The sequence below is a fragment of the Aeromonas sp. sif2416 genome (assembly GCF_019218665.1).
GTDB lineage: Bacteria > Pseudomonadota > Gammaproteobacteria > Enterobacterales > Aeromonadaceae > Aeromonas > Aeromonas encheleia.
Genome location: NZ_JAHUXC010000001.1, coordinates 403,039 through 416,703, shown reverse-complemented (window position 1 = coordinate 416,703; position 13,665 = coordinate 403,039). Strand labels below are relative to the sequence as shown.

At 66.5% G+C, this 13,665-nt stretch carries 13 protein-coding genes; 11 read left to right on the top strand and 2 right to left on the bottom strand.

Annotated elements, in window-relative coordinates:
• Positions 1-22: 22 nt before the first annotated feature.
• Positions 23-1,798, bottom strand: a complete 1,776-nt coding sequence (locus KW821_RS01865) for an autotransporter assembly complex family protein (protein ID WP_218290147.1) — start codon at positions 1,796-1,798, stop codon at positions 23-25.
• Between the two features lie 550 nt (positions 1,799-2,348).
• On the opposite strand from KW821_RS01865, the gene KW821_RS01860 reads away from it, so the two are divergent.
• From KW821_RS01860 to mltB, 10 genes are all read left to right on the top strand, one after another.
• Complete coding sequence (locus KW821_RS01860) at positions 2,349-2,723, top strand: hypothetical protein (protein ID WP_218290145.1); 375 nt, start codon at positions 2,349-2,351, stop codon at positions 2,721-2,723.
• A gap of 100 nt (positions 2,724-2,823) precedes the next feature.
• Positions 2,824-3,102 carry a peptidylprolyl isomerase gene (locus KW821_RS01855; RefSeq protein ID WP_042651377.1) on the top strand — a complete coding sequence of 93 codons (279 nt, stop codon included), beginning with the start codon at positions 2,824-2,826 and terminating at the stop codon, positions 3,100-3,102.
• A gap of 185 nt (positions 3,103-3,287) precedes the next feature.
• The gene (locus KW821_RS01850; protein ID WP_042651376.1) at positions 3,288-3,998 is read left to right on the top strand and encodes a DUF1499 domain-containing protein; all 711 of its coding nucleotides are present in this window, start codon (positions 3,288-3,290) and stop codon (positions 3,996-3,998) included.
• A gap of 11 nt (positions 3,999-4,009) precedes the next feature.
• Positions 4,010-4,606: a carboxymuconolactone decarboxylase family protein gene (locus tag KW821_RS01845; RefSeq protein ID WP_218290143.1), complete on the top strand. Its 597-nt coding sequence runs from the start codon at positions 4,010-4,012 to the stop codon at positions 4,604-4,606.
• Positions 4,603-6,780, top strand: coding sequence for an FAD-dependent oxidoreductase (locus KW821_RS01840; RefSeq protein ID WP_218290141.1), 2,178 nt, complete (start codon positions 4,603-4,605; stop codon positions 6,778-6,780). The genes KW821_RS01845 and KW821_RS01840 overlap by 4 nt, the downstream gene beginning before the upstream one ends.
• A gap of 24 nt (positions 6,781-6,804) precedes the next feature.
• Complete coding sequence (locus KW821_RS01835; RefSeq protein WP_218290139.1) at positions 6,805-7,989, top strand: ABC transporter substrate-binding protein; 1,185 nt, start codon at positions 6,805-6,807, stop codon at positions 7,987-7,989.
• A gap of 3 nt (positions 7,990-7,992) precedes the next feature.
• Entirely contained in the window at positions 7,993-9,642 is a 1,650-nt protein-coding gene (locus tag KW821_RS01830; protein ID WP_218290137.1) for an ABC transporter permease, read from the top strand.
• A 2-nt stretch (positions 9,643-9,644) separates the two neighbouring features.
• A complete protein-coding gene (locus tag KW821_RS01825; protein WP_218290135.1) occupies positions 9,645-10,307 on the top strand; it encodes an ATP-binding cassette domain-containing protein in 663 nt (220 codons plus the stop codon).
• A complete protein-coding gene (locus KW821_RS01820; RefSeq protein ID WP_218290133.1) occupies positions 10,300-10,902 on the top strand; it encodes a CDP-alcohol phosphatidyltransferase family protein in 603 nt (200 codons plus the stop codon). Before KW821_RS01825 ends, KW821_RS01820 begins: the two co-directional genes overlap by 8 nt.
• 133 nt (positions 10,903-11,035) lie before the next feature.
• Positions 11,036-12,124 (top strand): lytic murein transglycosylase B, encoded by a 1,089-nt coding sequence (mltB, locus tag KW821_RS01815; RefSeq protein WP_218290429.1) that lies wholly within the window; start codon positions 11,036-11,038, stop codon positions 12,122-12,124.
• A gap of 45 nt (positions 12,125-12,169) precedes the next feature.
• Here the strand turns inward: mltB and KW821_RS01810 are convergent, their stop codons facing one another.
• A complete protein-coding gene (locus KW821_RS01810; RefSeq protein WP_218290131.1) occupies positions 12,170-12,652 on the bottom strand; it encodes a MarR family winged helix-turn-helix transcriptional regulator in 483 nt (160 codons plus the stop codon).
• Positions 12,653-12,746: 94 nt separating this feature from the next.
• On the opposite strand from KW821_RS01810, the gene KW821_RS01805 reads away from it, so the two are divergent.
• The gene (locus tag KW821_RS01805) at positions 12,747-13,628 is read left to right on the top strand and encodes a DMT family transporter (RefSeq protein ID WP_218290130.1); all 882 of its coding nucleotides are present in this window, start codon (positions 12,747-12,749) and stop codon (positions 13,626-13,628) included.
• Positions 13,629-13,665: the final 37 nt, after the last annotated feature.

Genomic DNA, 13,665 nt, shown 5'->3' with positions numbered 1-13,665 from the left:
AGAAGAAGACGGTTAAAGCAGATCATAATTCAGGCCCCAGCGCGAAGTGCAGCCGCAGCGGCTTGTCTTCCTCGGAGATGCCCACCGCCAGATCCAGCCTGACCTGACCGATGGGCGTGACCCAGCGCACCCCGACCCCGGTGCCTATCTTCCAGGCCTCGCTGTAGTCGATGGTGGCGGTACCGCCATCCACGAACAGGGCGCCGAGCCACTTTTCGCTGAAGCGATAGTTGTACTCCAGGCTGCCCACGCTGGTATAGCGCCCGCCGGTGAGCTTGCCATCCTCATCCTTGGGGGAGATGGTCTCATAGCCGTAGCCACGCACGGTCTGATCGCCACCGGTGAAGAAGCGCAGGGAGGGAGGCACCAGGGCGAAGTCGTCCCCTATGATGGCCCCCTGCTCGACCCGCATCAGGAAACGGTGATCATCCCCCAGGGTCCGCAGCCACTTGCTGCGTCCCCACACCCGCATGAAGCTGATGTCGGAGCCCCAGTAAGGGCTGGAGAACTCAGTGGTCAGCTGCTGGCGATCGCCCCACTCCGGCACCAGGCCGCCGCGCACCCGCAGCCGCGACCAGGAGACACCCGGGATCAGCAGCAGGCTGTTCCCTTCGTCGTTACCCTGCACATAGCGTTCGTTCTCCAGCCGGATGAAGACGTCCCTGTCCCAGCTATCCGGCCGCCGCTTCCAGCGGTGCACGCCGAAGGTGGCCAGATCGGAGCGGGTGTCGTTGTTGTCCGTGTATTGGTAACCCGCTTGCAGCGAGTAGTAGTCCCGCAGCGGGTTGCCGACCGGGATCTGGTAATCGAAGCTGAGTTCGGCCTCAGGGGCCGAGATCTTGGCGGTGCTGGACAGGCTGTGGCCGTAGCGGTTGACCCAGGGCTTCTCCCAGGTGGCACTCATCCTCGGCCCCACGTCGGTGGCATAACCGACACCGGCCTCGATCTCGTGATCGACCCTGTTGGTGAGCGTCACCTGCAGCGGCACCATGTTGCCCTCGGCCTGACCGATCAGCGGCTTGATATCCACCTGTTTGAACAGCTTGGTGGAGGAGACATCCTGCGACATCTCGGCCAGGCGGATCGCCAGATAGGGATCGCCGCTCTTGACGTTGATAAGCGGCCGGATGAGGCGCAGCGCCTCCGGGGTGGCATCGTAGCGGATCTCGCCGAAGTGATAGCGGGAGCCGGAGCGGAACAGGATGAAGATCTCGGCCGTGCCCTGATCCGGGAACACCTTGACCTGGCTCTGGCTGATCTTGGCGTCGAAGTAGCCACGCGCCAGCCCCAGGCTGCCGAGATCCGCCTTGATGGACTCGTACTTGCCATGGTTGAGGGGCTCGCCCTCCTTGAGGGGCAGCTTGTCCAGCAGCTCGCTGTAGATCTCGTCGCTGCTCGCATCCCCTTCCAGCAGTATGTCGAGGCGCGAGATGAGCACCGGCTTGCCCCTGTCGATCTCGACCAGCACCTTGGCGGGGGACTTCTTCTCGCGCTTGAGGGTGATCTTGGGCTGATAGTAGCCATACACCTGCAGCGCTTGCTGCACGCTCTCGGTGATCTTGGCGCGGGCGGGGCGATACTGGCGCTCCTGGTAGACGGGCAGGGCATTGAGATAGGCCTCGACGTTATCCTTCTGTTCGCCCTTGACCCCCTTGATCTGATAGGTCAGCTTGGCCGCCATGGCCGGCGTCACCAGCAGCAACAGGCAGAGGGCGAGCCCCAGTGCGCCAAGCCCGCGACGAATGCTTCGTCCAGGCGATGTGATCCCTGCAGGCAGGAGAGGATAGCATCCTGTCAAACGTCAATTTCCCCGCATAACATTATTAAAAGACTGAATTATTTAGAATGATAATGAGGCTCACTCCCGAGCAAGCGCAGTTCATCCTAGCATAAACAGGGACTCGACAGCAGGGAGTACCCCCGCGCGCGCCTCCCCCATGTTGGCATGGGTCATCCCGCAAAACAGCCCTCGGCAGGTGCCCCCAGGGGGAAAACCCCGCCTCCCTGAGCGAAAAACGCACACTCCCCCGGCCAGGGGGTACAAAAAACCGCCACCCTGACCCGCGGTCACTCTCCCACAGCCTGCCACACTCCATGGCCGGCCGCGGGCGCCACGCGACAACCTCTGTCGGCTCACAACCGGAATGACCGCCCAGAGCATCAAGGGCGGCTTGACAGCCTCGTTCATCAAGGCCCGGTTCGCTCCCTGCTATTCAACAGGAAAATAAATTTAAATCAATCACTTGAACAGGTGGAATGAAAGCTTCGCTCAATCCAATCGATTTATCCCGCTGCCACTGCGCGCCCGCCTGCCCCACACTGGCGACATCAATAGAAGGAGAGATCCCATGCCCTCACGTAGCGAACAGATGGCTGACTACATCGCCGATCGGCTCGAGTTCATCACCTTTCTGGCCTGCTGCAGCGCCTTGCTGGCCCTGCTGACCGGCATGAGTGGCCAGCAGGCGCTGGCCTTCACCGCCCTCAACCTGCCCTTTGGGCTCGCCCTGTTGCTGGGGCTGGCCATGCTGGCCCCGCTGCCGGCGCACTGGCGCCTGCCCGGGATCACCCTGCTGCTGCTGGGGGGCGCACTGTCCACCCTGCAGCTGAGCGGTCAGTGGCTCAATCCGCTGGCGATCTGGAGCCTGTACGCCCTGCTGGGGCTGGAGATCCTGTGGCAGGCTCGTCCCAGAACGCGGCTGACGGCGAACGCGCGCGGCTGATCCCGCTCATCTTCCCGCCCCGGTGCGCCGACGGCTGACGTGGGCGCCGAATTCGGGTAATCTTGCGCCCCATTTGTTGTCATCTGCCGCGGAGCCCCCCATGAAGAAAGCCTGTGCCCAGCACATCCTGGTCAAAACCGAGAAGCAATGTCTTGAGATCAAGGAAAAGCTCGCCAAGGGCGCCGATTTTGGCCAGATGGCGAAGCGTTTCTCCACCTGCGCCTCCGCCAAGCGCAGCGGCGATCTGGGGGAGTTTTCGAAGGGGGACATGGTCAAGGCGTTCGACGATGCCGTGTTCAAGGGGGAGCTGCTGACCGTGCTGGGCCCGGTGCGCACCAAGTTCGGCTTCCACCTCATCAAGGTGCTGTACCGCAACTGAGCCCCGGGGCGTCGCGAGGGCGCCCAGCCCGCTCACACCTCACAGGGCTAGGACGCCGGCACCAACCCGGCAGCGAACGCCAAGGCTGCTGAAAATGGCCGGATTAGCATAAATTTACTAACGTTATCAGTTAATTAAGTTTATCCTTCTGGGCATTGCTCCATCATAACCAGTGGATCCCTCATATGCCCAGTTATTTGTGGTGGCCCCTGCTAGCCTGGTTGCTGCCCCTCGGCGGCGCCATCGGCAGCCGCGTTCACCTCTGGCCCTGGTGGGTCGGCTTCAGCCTCTGCCTCGCCAGCGCCCTGATCAGCCTCGGACTCTTGCTGCACCTGCTCTGGCGCCGATACGGGGTGCCACGCCGGGCGGACAACCAGTGGAGCCAGCTGTGGGGCCATCTGTGGGGAGTCGTCCCGCTGCTGCTGCCCCTGCTGTTTGTGGTGCAGGCGCTACGCGCCCCGCTCACCAACGACGTCAGCACGGATCCCTACCACCCGCCCCGCCTCCAGTGGGCCGAGCGGCTGAGAACGGCGCAGGATCTCCCCATCAATGCCGCCCCCCTGCAAGCATTTGCCGGCAATCCCGGTCCTCTCTATACCAGAGCCACCCCCATCGAGGTTGTCACCGAGGCGAGCGAGCTGATGAGCGAGCTGGGCTGGCAGGTAGAGCCCAGCCCGGACGGTCTCGATGCCGTGGTGACCTCGGGCTGGTTCGGCTTCCAGGACGATGTGGCGCTGCGGGTCTTCCAGGGTCCGAAAGAAACCCGGGTCGACATGCGCTCCGCCTCCCGTCAGGGGCGCAGCGATCTGGGCGCCAACCGGGCGCGGATCCAGGACTTTTTGACCCGCCTCAACGAGCGGCTCGGTCAGGCCTACAAACCCAATTTGAAGCAATAAGAAGGTAATCAATGCGTGTCGAGGTCAAGCCCGATCGGGAATATGCCTGGTTTATCCGCCCCTTCTTCTGGCTGCAGCAACGCAACTACGGCCAGGTGCTGATCCCCGGCAAGTGCTGGGGCCGCTCGCCACGCCTGTTTGCCGCCGTGGCCACCCTGTACGGGGTGATCAACCGCAAGCGATCCCCCATAGATCCCGTGCTGCGATCCCTGGTGACGGTGCGAGTCTCCCAGCTCAACTGGTGCCGGTTCTGCGTCGACATCAACGCCATGACGCTGATCAAGCGGGCGGGATCCAGCGCCAAGGTGGAGGCCCTGGCCCAGTGGCGGGACAGCCCCCTGTTCGATGAGCGGGAACGCGCCGTGCTCGACTACACAGAGGCGATGACCGGGCTGGAGGGGGTGAGCGACGAGCAGGCGGCACGGCTCAAACCCTGGTTCGACGACGATGCCCTGGTGGAGCTGACCGGCCTCATCGCCTTCCAGAACATGTCCGCCAAGTTCAACGCCGCCCTCGACATCGCGCCCCAGGGTTTCTGCCAGCTGTCGGTGCAACCCGAGCGGCCCCCTCTGCCCGGCAATAAAAAGCCGGACCAGACACCCCGATGACCAGATCCCGCCTGCTGCTCCTGCTGAGCATGGGGTGCCTCATCGGCGCCTTCTTCGCCCTCGATCTCGGCCGCTACCTGAGCCTCGCCGAGCTGCAGGCTCGTCAGGCGCAGCTCTCCGGTTGGGTACAGGCACACTTCGGCCAGGCCAGCCTGCTGTTCATGCTCATCTACGTGCTCACCACCGCGCTCTCCCTGCCCGGCGCCAGCCTGCTGACCCTGGTGGGCAGCGCCCTGTTCGGCGTCGCATGGGGGCTGCTGCTGGTGTCGTTTGCCAGCACCATCGGCGCCACCCTGGCCTTTCTCAGCGCCCGCTTCCTGCTGCGCGACTGGGTCAGGGCACGCTTCGGCGACAAGCTGGCCCAGCTCGAGCAGGGGATGGCGAAGGATGGCGCCTTCTACCTGCTGAGCCTGCGCCTCATCCCCCTCTTCCCCTTCTTTCTGATCAACCTGCTGATGGGGCTCACCCCCATCAGAGTCAGTACCTACTACTGGGTGAGCCAGCTCGGCATGCTGCCCGGCACCTTCGTCTATGTGCTGGCGGGCAACGAACTGGCCACCCTCACCAGCACGGGCAACATCCTTTCCCCCGGCCTGATGGCGGCGCTGACCCTGCTCGGGCTGATGCCTTTATTGATGAAGAGCCTGGTGAGCCTGCTGCAACGCAGGCTCGCCCTGCGCCGGCTGCACGCCCCCTATCAGAAACCCCGGCGCTTCGACTACAACCTGCTGGTGATAGGGGCCGGCGCCGGTGGCCTGGTCAGCAGCTACATCGCCGCCGCGGTCAAGGCCAGGGTGGCCCTCATCGAGCGCCACAAGATGGGGGGGGATTGCCTCAACACCGGCTGCGTCCCCTCCAAGGCGCTGATCAGAAGCGCTCGCTTCGCCTTTGATCAGCGCAAGGCCGGCGCCCTGGGCTTCAGCCCCAGCCAATCCCGGGCCGACTTTGCCGCCGTGATGGCGCGCATTGCCGAGGTGATAGAACAGGTCGAGCCCCACGACTCCGTCGAGCGCTACCAGCGGCTCGGGGTGGAGTGCGTCCAGGGGCAGGCCCGCCTAGTCTCCCCCTGGGAGCTGGAGGTGAACGGCCGGCGCCTCAGCAGCCGTCACATCGTCCTCGCCACCGGCGCCAGGCCGCGGGTGCCGGACCTGCCGGGGCTCGGCGAGGTGCCCTACCTCACCTCGGACAGCCTCTGGCAGTTGCGCGAGCCACCGCGCCACCTGCTGGTGCTCGGCGGCGGCCCCATCGGCTGCGAGCTGGCCCAGAGCCTGGCCCTGCTCGGCATCCCGGTGACCCTGGTGGAGCTGGCCGACCAGCTGTTGCCAAGGGAAGAGCCCGAGGTCGCCGCGCTGCTGCAGGCGCAGATGGAGGCGGACGGCGTCAGGGTGCTGACCGGCTGGCAGGCCGAGCGAGTCGAGCTCGACAAAAACGACGAGATCGCCCTGCAACTGCGCCAAAGCACCCCGCAGGGCGACGAGCTCATGCTCATCGAGGGAGACCGGCTGCTGCTGGCGCTGGGCCGGGTCGCCAATGTGACCGGCTTCGGGCTGGAGGAGCTGGGGGTCACCCTCAATCCCGGGGGCACGGTGCGGGTGGATGCTTTCCTCGCCACCAACTACCCCAGCATACTGGCGGTGGGGGATCTGGCCGGCCCCTACCAGTTCACCCACTTCGCCGCCCATCAGGCCTGGTATGCGGCGGTCAATGCCCTGTTCAGTCCCTTCAAGCGCTTTCGGGCCGACTACCGGGTGATCCCGGCCGCCACCTACACCAGCCCGGAAATCGCCAGGGTGGGGCTCAACCGCAGGGAGGCGCAGACGCAGGGCATCCCCTTCGAGACGACCCGCTTCGCGCTGGCCGAGCTGGATCGGGCCATCGCCGACGGCGAGCGAGAGGGGTTCGTCGAGGTGCTGACGGTGCCGGGCAAGGACAAGATCCTGGGGGCCACCATAGTGGGCGCCCAGGCCGGCGAGCGGCTCGCCGAATTCGCGCTCGCCATGCGCCACGGGCTGGGGCTTCGCAAGATCCTCGCCACCGTGCACGCCTATCCCACCCTGATGGAGGGCAACAAGCAGGTGGCGGGGCTCTGGTTGCAGGCCTGGCAGCAGGCCCACCAGCCAGCCTGGCTGCCCACCCTGCTGGCCCGTTATCACGGTTGGCGCCGCGGCGCCTGATCCCCTTTGCATAAGGCAATCATCATGTTCAAGACCCGGCTTCGCTCCTTGTTCCACGCCATGTGCCTCGCGGCACTGCCCCTACTGATGGCAACCCCGTTGCAGGCCGGCGAGGAGGAGTGGCAGCAGACCCTGCAGCAGGCCGAGGGCCAGACCGTCTATTTCAACGCCTGGGGCGGCAGCCCGGAGATCAACGCCTACCTGCTGTGGGCCGGGCAGGAGCTCAAGCGCCAGTACAAGGTCACATTGGTGCAGGTGAAGGTGGATGACATAGCCCAGAGCGTCAGCCAGCTGCTGGCCAACAAGCGGGCGGGCAAGTCAAACGGTGGTCCCATCGACCTGCTCTGGGTCAATGGTGAGAACTTCAAGGCGCTCAAGGAGCAGGGGCTGCTGGGCGCCCCCTTCAGCCCAGATCTGCCCAACATGGCCCTGGTGGATCGACGCCTGCCGGTGACGGAGGACTTCACCCTGCCGGTAGACGGGCTGGAGGCCCCCTGGGGCATAGGCCAGCTCAACCTGATGGTCAACGGCGATGAGGTGAGCACTCCGCCCCGTTCGGCCGCCGCCCTGCTCGACTGGGCCAGGGCCCACCCCGGCCGTTTTACTTACCCCAAGCCGCCGCAATTTCATGGCTCCAGTTTTCTCAAGCAGATTCTGCTGGAGTTGACCGCCGATCCCGCCCCCCTCTATCGGGAGGCGACCGACGCCGAGTTCGCTCGTCTGAGCGCACCGCTCTGGGTCTGGCTCGATGCGCTTCACCCCGCGCTCTGGCGCAAGGGCAGGCTGTTCCCCACCAGCGCAGCCGAGACCAAGCAGCTGCTCGATGACAATGAGCTGGCCATGGCCATCAGCTTCAACCCGGGGGAGGCCCAGAGCTCGGTGCAAAACGGCACCCTGCCGCCGACCGTCAGGGCCGTCGCCATGAGCAAGGGGGCGCTGACCAACAGCCACTTCCTCGCCATCCCCTTCAACGCCAGCGCCCGGGCCGGTGCCATGGTGGCGGCCAACTTCCTGCTGAGCCCCGCCGCCCAGACCCGCAAGGCGGATCCCGCCTTCTGGGGTGATCCCAGCGTGCTGGATCCCGCCAGACTCGGTGCCGCCCCGTCCGCGAGTGCCGGCCCCCAACTGCGCTTCAAGGCGGTGGCCGAGCCCCATCCCAGCTGGCAGCTGCGGCTGGAAGCAGCCTGGGCCGAACGCTACGGCCGCTGATCGATGAGCAGCCGGGCCTGGCGCCTGCCCTTCATCCTGCTGTGCGGCCTGCTGCTGGCCGCGCCGCTTTGTGGCGGCCTGTTGCTGCTGCTGGCCGAGGGCATCGCCATGGGCAATCTCAGGCTGCTGCTGGCCCAACCCGGGCTCTGGCACTCGGTGGGGCTGAGCCTCTGGGTGGCGACCGCCTCCACCCTGGGCGCCCTGCTCTGCACCGCCCTGCTGCTCGCCCAGGGCGACGGAAGTCGCTGGATGGGCTGGCTCCGCCGCCTGCTCTCCCCCCTGCTGGCCCTGCCCCACGTGGCCTTCGCCATCGGTTTCGCCTTCCTGCTCGCCCCCTCCGGCTGGCTGCTGCGGCTGTTCTCCCCCGCCCTCACCGGCTTTGCGCTGCCACCGGACTGGCAGAGCCTGAGAGATCCCTGGGGGCTAGGGCTGATACTGGCGCTGATCCTGAAAGAGACCCCCTTCCTGCTGCTGATGGCGCTGGCCGCCCTGGAGCCCGCCAAACTGGCGCGTCAACAGTGGCTGGGGGCCAGCATGGGCTTCAGCGCGCCGCAGATCTGGTGGCGCCTGCTGCTGCCCGCCCTCTGGCCCGCCCTGCGCCTGCCACTCTACGCGGTGGCGGCCTATGGCCTGGCGGTGGTGGATCTCGCCCTGCTGCTGGGGCCGGATGCCCCGGCCCCGCTGGCGGTGCGGATCTGGCTCTGGTATCAGGATCCCGATCTGCTCTGGCGCGGCGCCAGCGCCAGCGGCGCCCTGCTGCTGCTGGCGGGCAACCTGCTGCTGATCGCCGGCCTTCGGCTGCTGGAGTGGGGCCATGGGAGGCTGGGCAAGGCGCGCTGGCTGGATGGGCGGCGCACCCGCCCCTCCCCCCTGCTGGCACGGCTGACCCGGACGGGCGTCTGGGCCCTGCTCGCCATCAACCTGCTGGTGCTGGCCTCGCTGCTGCTCTGGTCGTTGACCCGGCGCTGGCCCTTCCCCGCCCTGCTGCCGAGCCAGTGGAGCGGCCGCCACTGGCTGGAGCTGCTGCCCAGCCTGGGCCCCTTGCTGTGGCAGAGTCTGCTGCTGGCGATGCTCTGCGCCGGCGTCGCGCTGCTGCTGGTGGTGCTTAGCCTGGAGGCGCAGCAGGATCGCCGACCCTGGCCGCTCTGGCTCATCTGCCTGCCGTTGCTGTTGCCCCAGGCCAGCCTGCTGTTCGGGTTGCGGCTCCAGATCGACTGGCTGGGCGGCGCCGGAGTCGATGGCATAGGCTGGGGCTGGGTGCTCTGGAGCCAGCTGCTGTTCGTCGCCCCCTATGTCTACCTCTGCCTGCACGGCGCCTATCGCCAGTTCGACCCTCGCCTCACCCGGGCGGCACTCTGCCTGGGGGCCAGCCCCTGGCGGGCCTGGTGGCGGGTGAAGGCGCCGCTGCTGGCACGCCCGCTGCTGTTCGCCTTCGGGGTCGGGGCGGCGGTGAGCCTGGCCCAATACCTGCCCACCCTGTTGTTTGGCGCGGGCCGCGTGGTCACCATCACCACGGAGGCGGTCGCCATCGGCAGCGGCCTCAACCGGCGGCTGGCGGGTCTCTACGGCCTGCTGCAGTTGCTGCTGCCGCTGTTCATCTACGGCCTGGCGCTCTGGCTGCCCCGCCGCATCAATCCCGCACTGAGGCATTGAGCATGCTGCATACCACCCCCCTCACCCTGCACCTGGATGGCCGCCCCCTGCTGGTGCTGCCCCCCCTCGAGGTAGCCCCCGGCGAGGTGCTGACCCTGATGGGGCCGAGCGGCTGCGGCAAGAGCTCGCTGCTGGCGGCGCTGGCGGGCGTGCTGCCCGCCAAGGGCCCCATCCGGCTGAGCGGCGACATCTATCTGGGTGAGCGGTTGCTCAGCCCCTTGCCCCCTCAGGCCAGGCGCGTCGGCATGCTGTTTCAGGACGATCTGCTGTTTGCCCACCTGACGGTGGCGGAGAACCTGATGTTCGGCATGCCCGCCCAGCTCCAGGGGCTGGCGGCCAGGCGAGCGCGCGCCCTCGAGGCACTGGCGCAGGTGGCGCTCGCCGATCAGGCCGACAAGCTGCCGGGCCGGCTCTCCGGCGGCCAGAAGGCGCGGGTCAGCCTGCTGCGGGCGCTGCTGGCCGAGCCGCAAGCCCTGCTGCTGGACGAGCCCTTCTCCCGGCTGGACAAGCCGCTGCGCAGCGCCTTTCGCGCCCTGGTGTTCGAGCAGATCAAGCGCCTGAACATACCGGCCATCCTGGTCACCCACGACGAGGAGGATGCGCCGGGCGCAATCCTGACCCTGACCCCCCCCTGCTCCGACAAAGAGGAAGCCGACCTTGTTTGACCGCCACCTGATCCCCCTCATTCGCCGTCCGCTCCAGTTGCTGGCAGTCCCCCTGTGCCGGGCCGGGATCAGCGCCAACCAGGTCAGCCTCACCGGCTTTGCCATCGGCATGCTGGCCTTGCCGCTGCTGGCGCTGGGATGGCACGGCTGGGCGCTGCTCGCCATCCTGTTCAACCGGCTGCTGGACGGACTGGACGGGGCCGTGGCGCGGCAGACGGGGATCACCGACTGTGGCGGCTTCCTCGACATCAGCCTCGACTTCATCTTCTATGCCGCCGTGGTGCTGGGCTTTGCCCTCGGCGCCCCCGCCAACGCCCTGCCCGCCGCCACCCTGCTGTTCGCCTTCATGGGGACGGGCTCGAGCTTCCTGGCCTTCGCCATCATGGCGGGCAAGCGCGGCATCGAGAACCCCGTCTACCACCACAAGTCGCTCTACTATATCGGCGGTCTGACCGAGGGCAGCGAGACCATCAGCCTGTTCGTGCTGATGTGCCTCTGGCCCGGGGCCTTCGGGCCGCTGGCCTACGGCTTCGCCCTGCTCTGCGGCATCACTACCCTGACCCGGCTCTGGGGCGGCTATCACACCCTTCATTGAGGAAGGGCACCAAGCGCTGGCGGCGAATCAATCAGAGGATGAATAGCGGCCCCCCGCCATGCACTGAGCACTTGCGCACCGGCGCCAATGTCTTACCATGACGACACTCCTTATTCAGGCCTTCGAGAACCCTATGCGTCGCCTTGTCTGTGTCCTCACCCTATCCGCCTTCCCCCTGCTTTATGGCTGCAGCAGCACACCGGCTCCAACGCCCGTGGTCAAGCCACAGCCAAAGAGCGCCTTCATCAACCAGACACCACCGAGCAAACCCCTTTATAGCCAAGGGGTTAGCAAGGGCGACTTCGCCAATCGTCCCAACGTAGACAGATTCGTGCAGCGCATGGTGCAGAAGCACGGTTTCGACAGTGCGCAACTGCATCAGGTGCTGGCGCAGGCCCAGCGCTACGACTGGATCATCAAGCTGATGGACGCCCAGGCCCCCACCACCACGCCGCCGACCGGCCCGACCGGTGCCTGGAACCGCTATCGCGCCAAGTTCATCACCCCGGACAACGTGCAAAATGGCGTCAACTTCTGGCGTGAATACGAGAGCGAGCTCAACCGGGCGCAGCAGATCTACGGGGTGCCGCCCGAGATCATCGTCGGCATCATAGGGGTGGAGACCCGCTGGGGCCGGGTGATGGGCAAGACCCGCATCCTGGATGCGCTGGCGACCCTGGCCTTCGACTATCCGCGCCGGGCCGAATTCTTCACCGGCGAGCTGGAGGCCTTCCTGGTGATGACCCGGGATGAGGGCATGGATCCCGCAGAGCCCCAGGGCTCCTATGCCGGCGCCATGGGCTATGGCCAGTTCATGCCGTCCAGCTTCCGCAGTTATGCGGTGGACTTCGACGGCAATGGCCATACCAACCTGTGGGATCCGGTGGATGCCATCGGCAGCGTGGCCAACTACTTCAAGGCCCATGGCTGGGAGAAGGGACAACCGGTGGCGGTGCGCGGTCAGGGCCAGCTGCCCGGCTTTGAGCACGGCTTCCAGACTCGCTACCCCGTCTCCTCCCTGCGCGGGGCCGGGCTGGTCCCCACCGGCTCCCTCGGCAATCACAGCGAGGCGAGCCTGCTGCGCCTGGATGTGGGCACCGGCTATCAGTACTGGTACGGCCTGCCGAACTTCTACGCCATCACCCGCTACAACCACAGCACCCACTACGCCATGGCGGTGTGGCAGCTGGGTCTGGCGGTCAGGGATGCCAGGGGTTTCTGAGAGCCGTCACCTACCAACCAAAACGGGCCCGCTGGGCCCGTTTTGTCATTCGTTTTCCAGCAACCAGCGCCTGAGCAAGCCGGCCAGCTGCGCCTGCTGCTGGTCCGTCAGCGGGGCCAGCAGGCGACGCTCGTTCGCCACGTGCCGCTCCACCGCCCTGTCGATCAGCTCATGCCCGTCCGCCGTCAGGCAGACCAGCAGGCTGCGCCTGTCGCTCGGGGCCGCCTGTCGCTCGATCAGGCCCCGCTCGGCCAGCTTGTCGAGCCGGGCCGTCATGGCCCCCGAGGTCAGCATGGCGGACTGGTAGAGCTGGGTCGGCGTGAGCGGCTCGCCGGCGCGGCGCAGGGTCGCCAGGATGTCGAAGTCGGAGCCCAGCAGGCCGCACTCCTTGAGCTCCTCATTCACCTCGCGCCCGGCGATCGCCGCCATGCGCGCCACCCGCCCCAGCACGCCCATGGGCGAGCAGTCGAGATCCGGTCTCTGCCGGGCCCACTGCGCCAGCAGCAGGTCTACATGATCACTGTCCATCCAGACTCCATTATCTTTTCGTAAAGATACTTGATAATAAACCAACTCGCGGCTAATTTATCTTTACTTGAAGATACTTTCCCATGAGATAGCCATGCCACTGCTGATTGCCCTGCTCGCCCCCCTGCTCTGGGGCAGCACCTATGCCCTGGTCAGCCTCTACCTGACCGACTACTCCCCCTACTGGGTGGCGGTGTGGCGCGCCTTGCCCGCCGGCCTGCTGCTGCTGATGCTGCATCCCCGCCGACCGCCGCTGATCTGGAGCAGGCAATTCCTGCTGGCGTTTTGCAACATCACCGCCTTCTTCGCCCTGCTGTTCGTGGCGGCCTTCCGCCTGCCGGGCGCCGTGGCGGGTACCCTGGGCGCGACCCTGCCGCTGATCCTGATGGGGCTGGCCTGGTTGCAGGATGGCAAACGGCCGAGCCTGAAATGGCTGCTGCTGGGGCTGATGGGGCTGGCGGGGGTGCTCCTGCTGCTCAACCCCTCCGCCAATCTGGATCCCATCGGGGTGGGCTGCGCCCTGCTCGCCACCCTGCTCATCGGCCAGTCCAGCCGCTGGATGCAGCGCTGGCCGGTGAGCGATCTGCTGGCCCTCACCGCCTGGCAGCTGCTGTTGGGAGGGCTGATGCTGATCCCGCTGGCCTGGTGGCTGGCGGGCCCCATGCCGATACCCCGGCTGGCGAGTGCCCCCGCCTTTGCCTGGCTGATCCTGCTCAACACGGCGCTGGCCTACTGGGCCTGGCTGTGGGGTCTCAAGCGTCATGGCCCCGAGGTGATGGGCATGCTGGCCCTCACCAATCCCATGGTGGCGGTGTCGCTGGGGGTGCTGATGGTGGGCGAGACCCTGGATGGCCGCCAGTGGCTCGGCATCGGGGTGATCCTGCTCTCCCTGTTCCTGATGAAGCTGCCGACGCGCTCCTTCCTCAAACGCTGGCAAGTCCGCAAGGCGAGCACCAGCAAGGCCGGCAATGACTGACCCGCGAGACGAATGGCTTGAATAGCCAACAGGATGC

Coding starts and splice junctions, on each gene's coding strand:
- KW821_RS01860 (WP_218290145.1), top strand. CDS start 2,349: ATGCCCTCACGTAGCGAACAGATGGCTGACTACATCGCCGATCGGCTC.
- KW821_RS01855 (WP_042651377.1), top strand. CDS start 2,824: ATGAAGAAAGCCTGTGCCCAGCACATCCTGGTCAAAACCGAGAAGCAA.
- KW821_RS01850 (WP_042651376.1), top strand. CDS start 3,288: ATGCCCAGTTATTTGTGGTGGCCCCTGCTAGCCTGGTTGCTGCCCCTC.
- KW821_RS01845 (WP_218290143.1), top strand. CDS start 4,010: ATGCGTGTCGAGGTCAAGCCCGATCGGGAATATGCCTGGTTTATCCGC.
- KW821_RS01840 (WP_218290141.1), top strand. CDS start 4,603: ATGACCAGATCCCGCCTGCTGCTCCTGCTGAGCATGGGGTGCCTCATC.
- KW821_RS01835 (WP_218290139.1), top strand. CDS start 6,805: ATGTTCAAGACCCGGCTTCGCTCCTTGTTCCACGCCATGTGCCTCGCG.
- KW821_RS01830 (WP_218290137.1), top strand. CDS start 7,993: ATGAGCAGCCGGGCCTGGCGCCTGCCCTTCATCCTGCTGTGCGGCCTG.
- KW821_RS01825 (WP_218290135.1), top strand. CDS start 9,645: ATGCTGCATACCACCCCCCTCACCCTGCACCTGGATGGCCGCCCCCTG.
- mltB (WP_218290429.1), top strand. CDS start 11,036: ATGCGTCGCCTTGTCTGTGTCCTCACCCTATCCGCCTTCCCCCTGCTT.
- KW821_RS01810 (WP_218290131.1), bottom strand. CDS start 12,652: ATGGACAGTGATCATGTAGACCTGCTGCTGGCGCAGTGGGCCCGGCAG.
- KW821_RS01805 (WP_218290130.1), top strand. CDS start 12,747: ATGCCACTGCTGATTGCCCTGCTCGCCCCCCTGCTCTGGGGCAGCACC.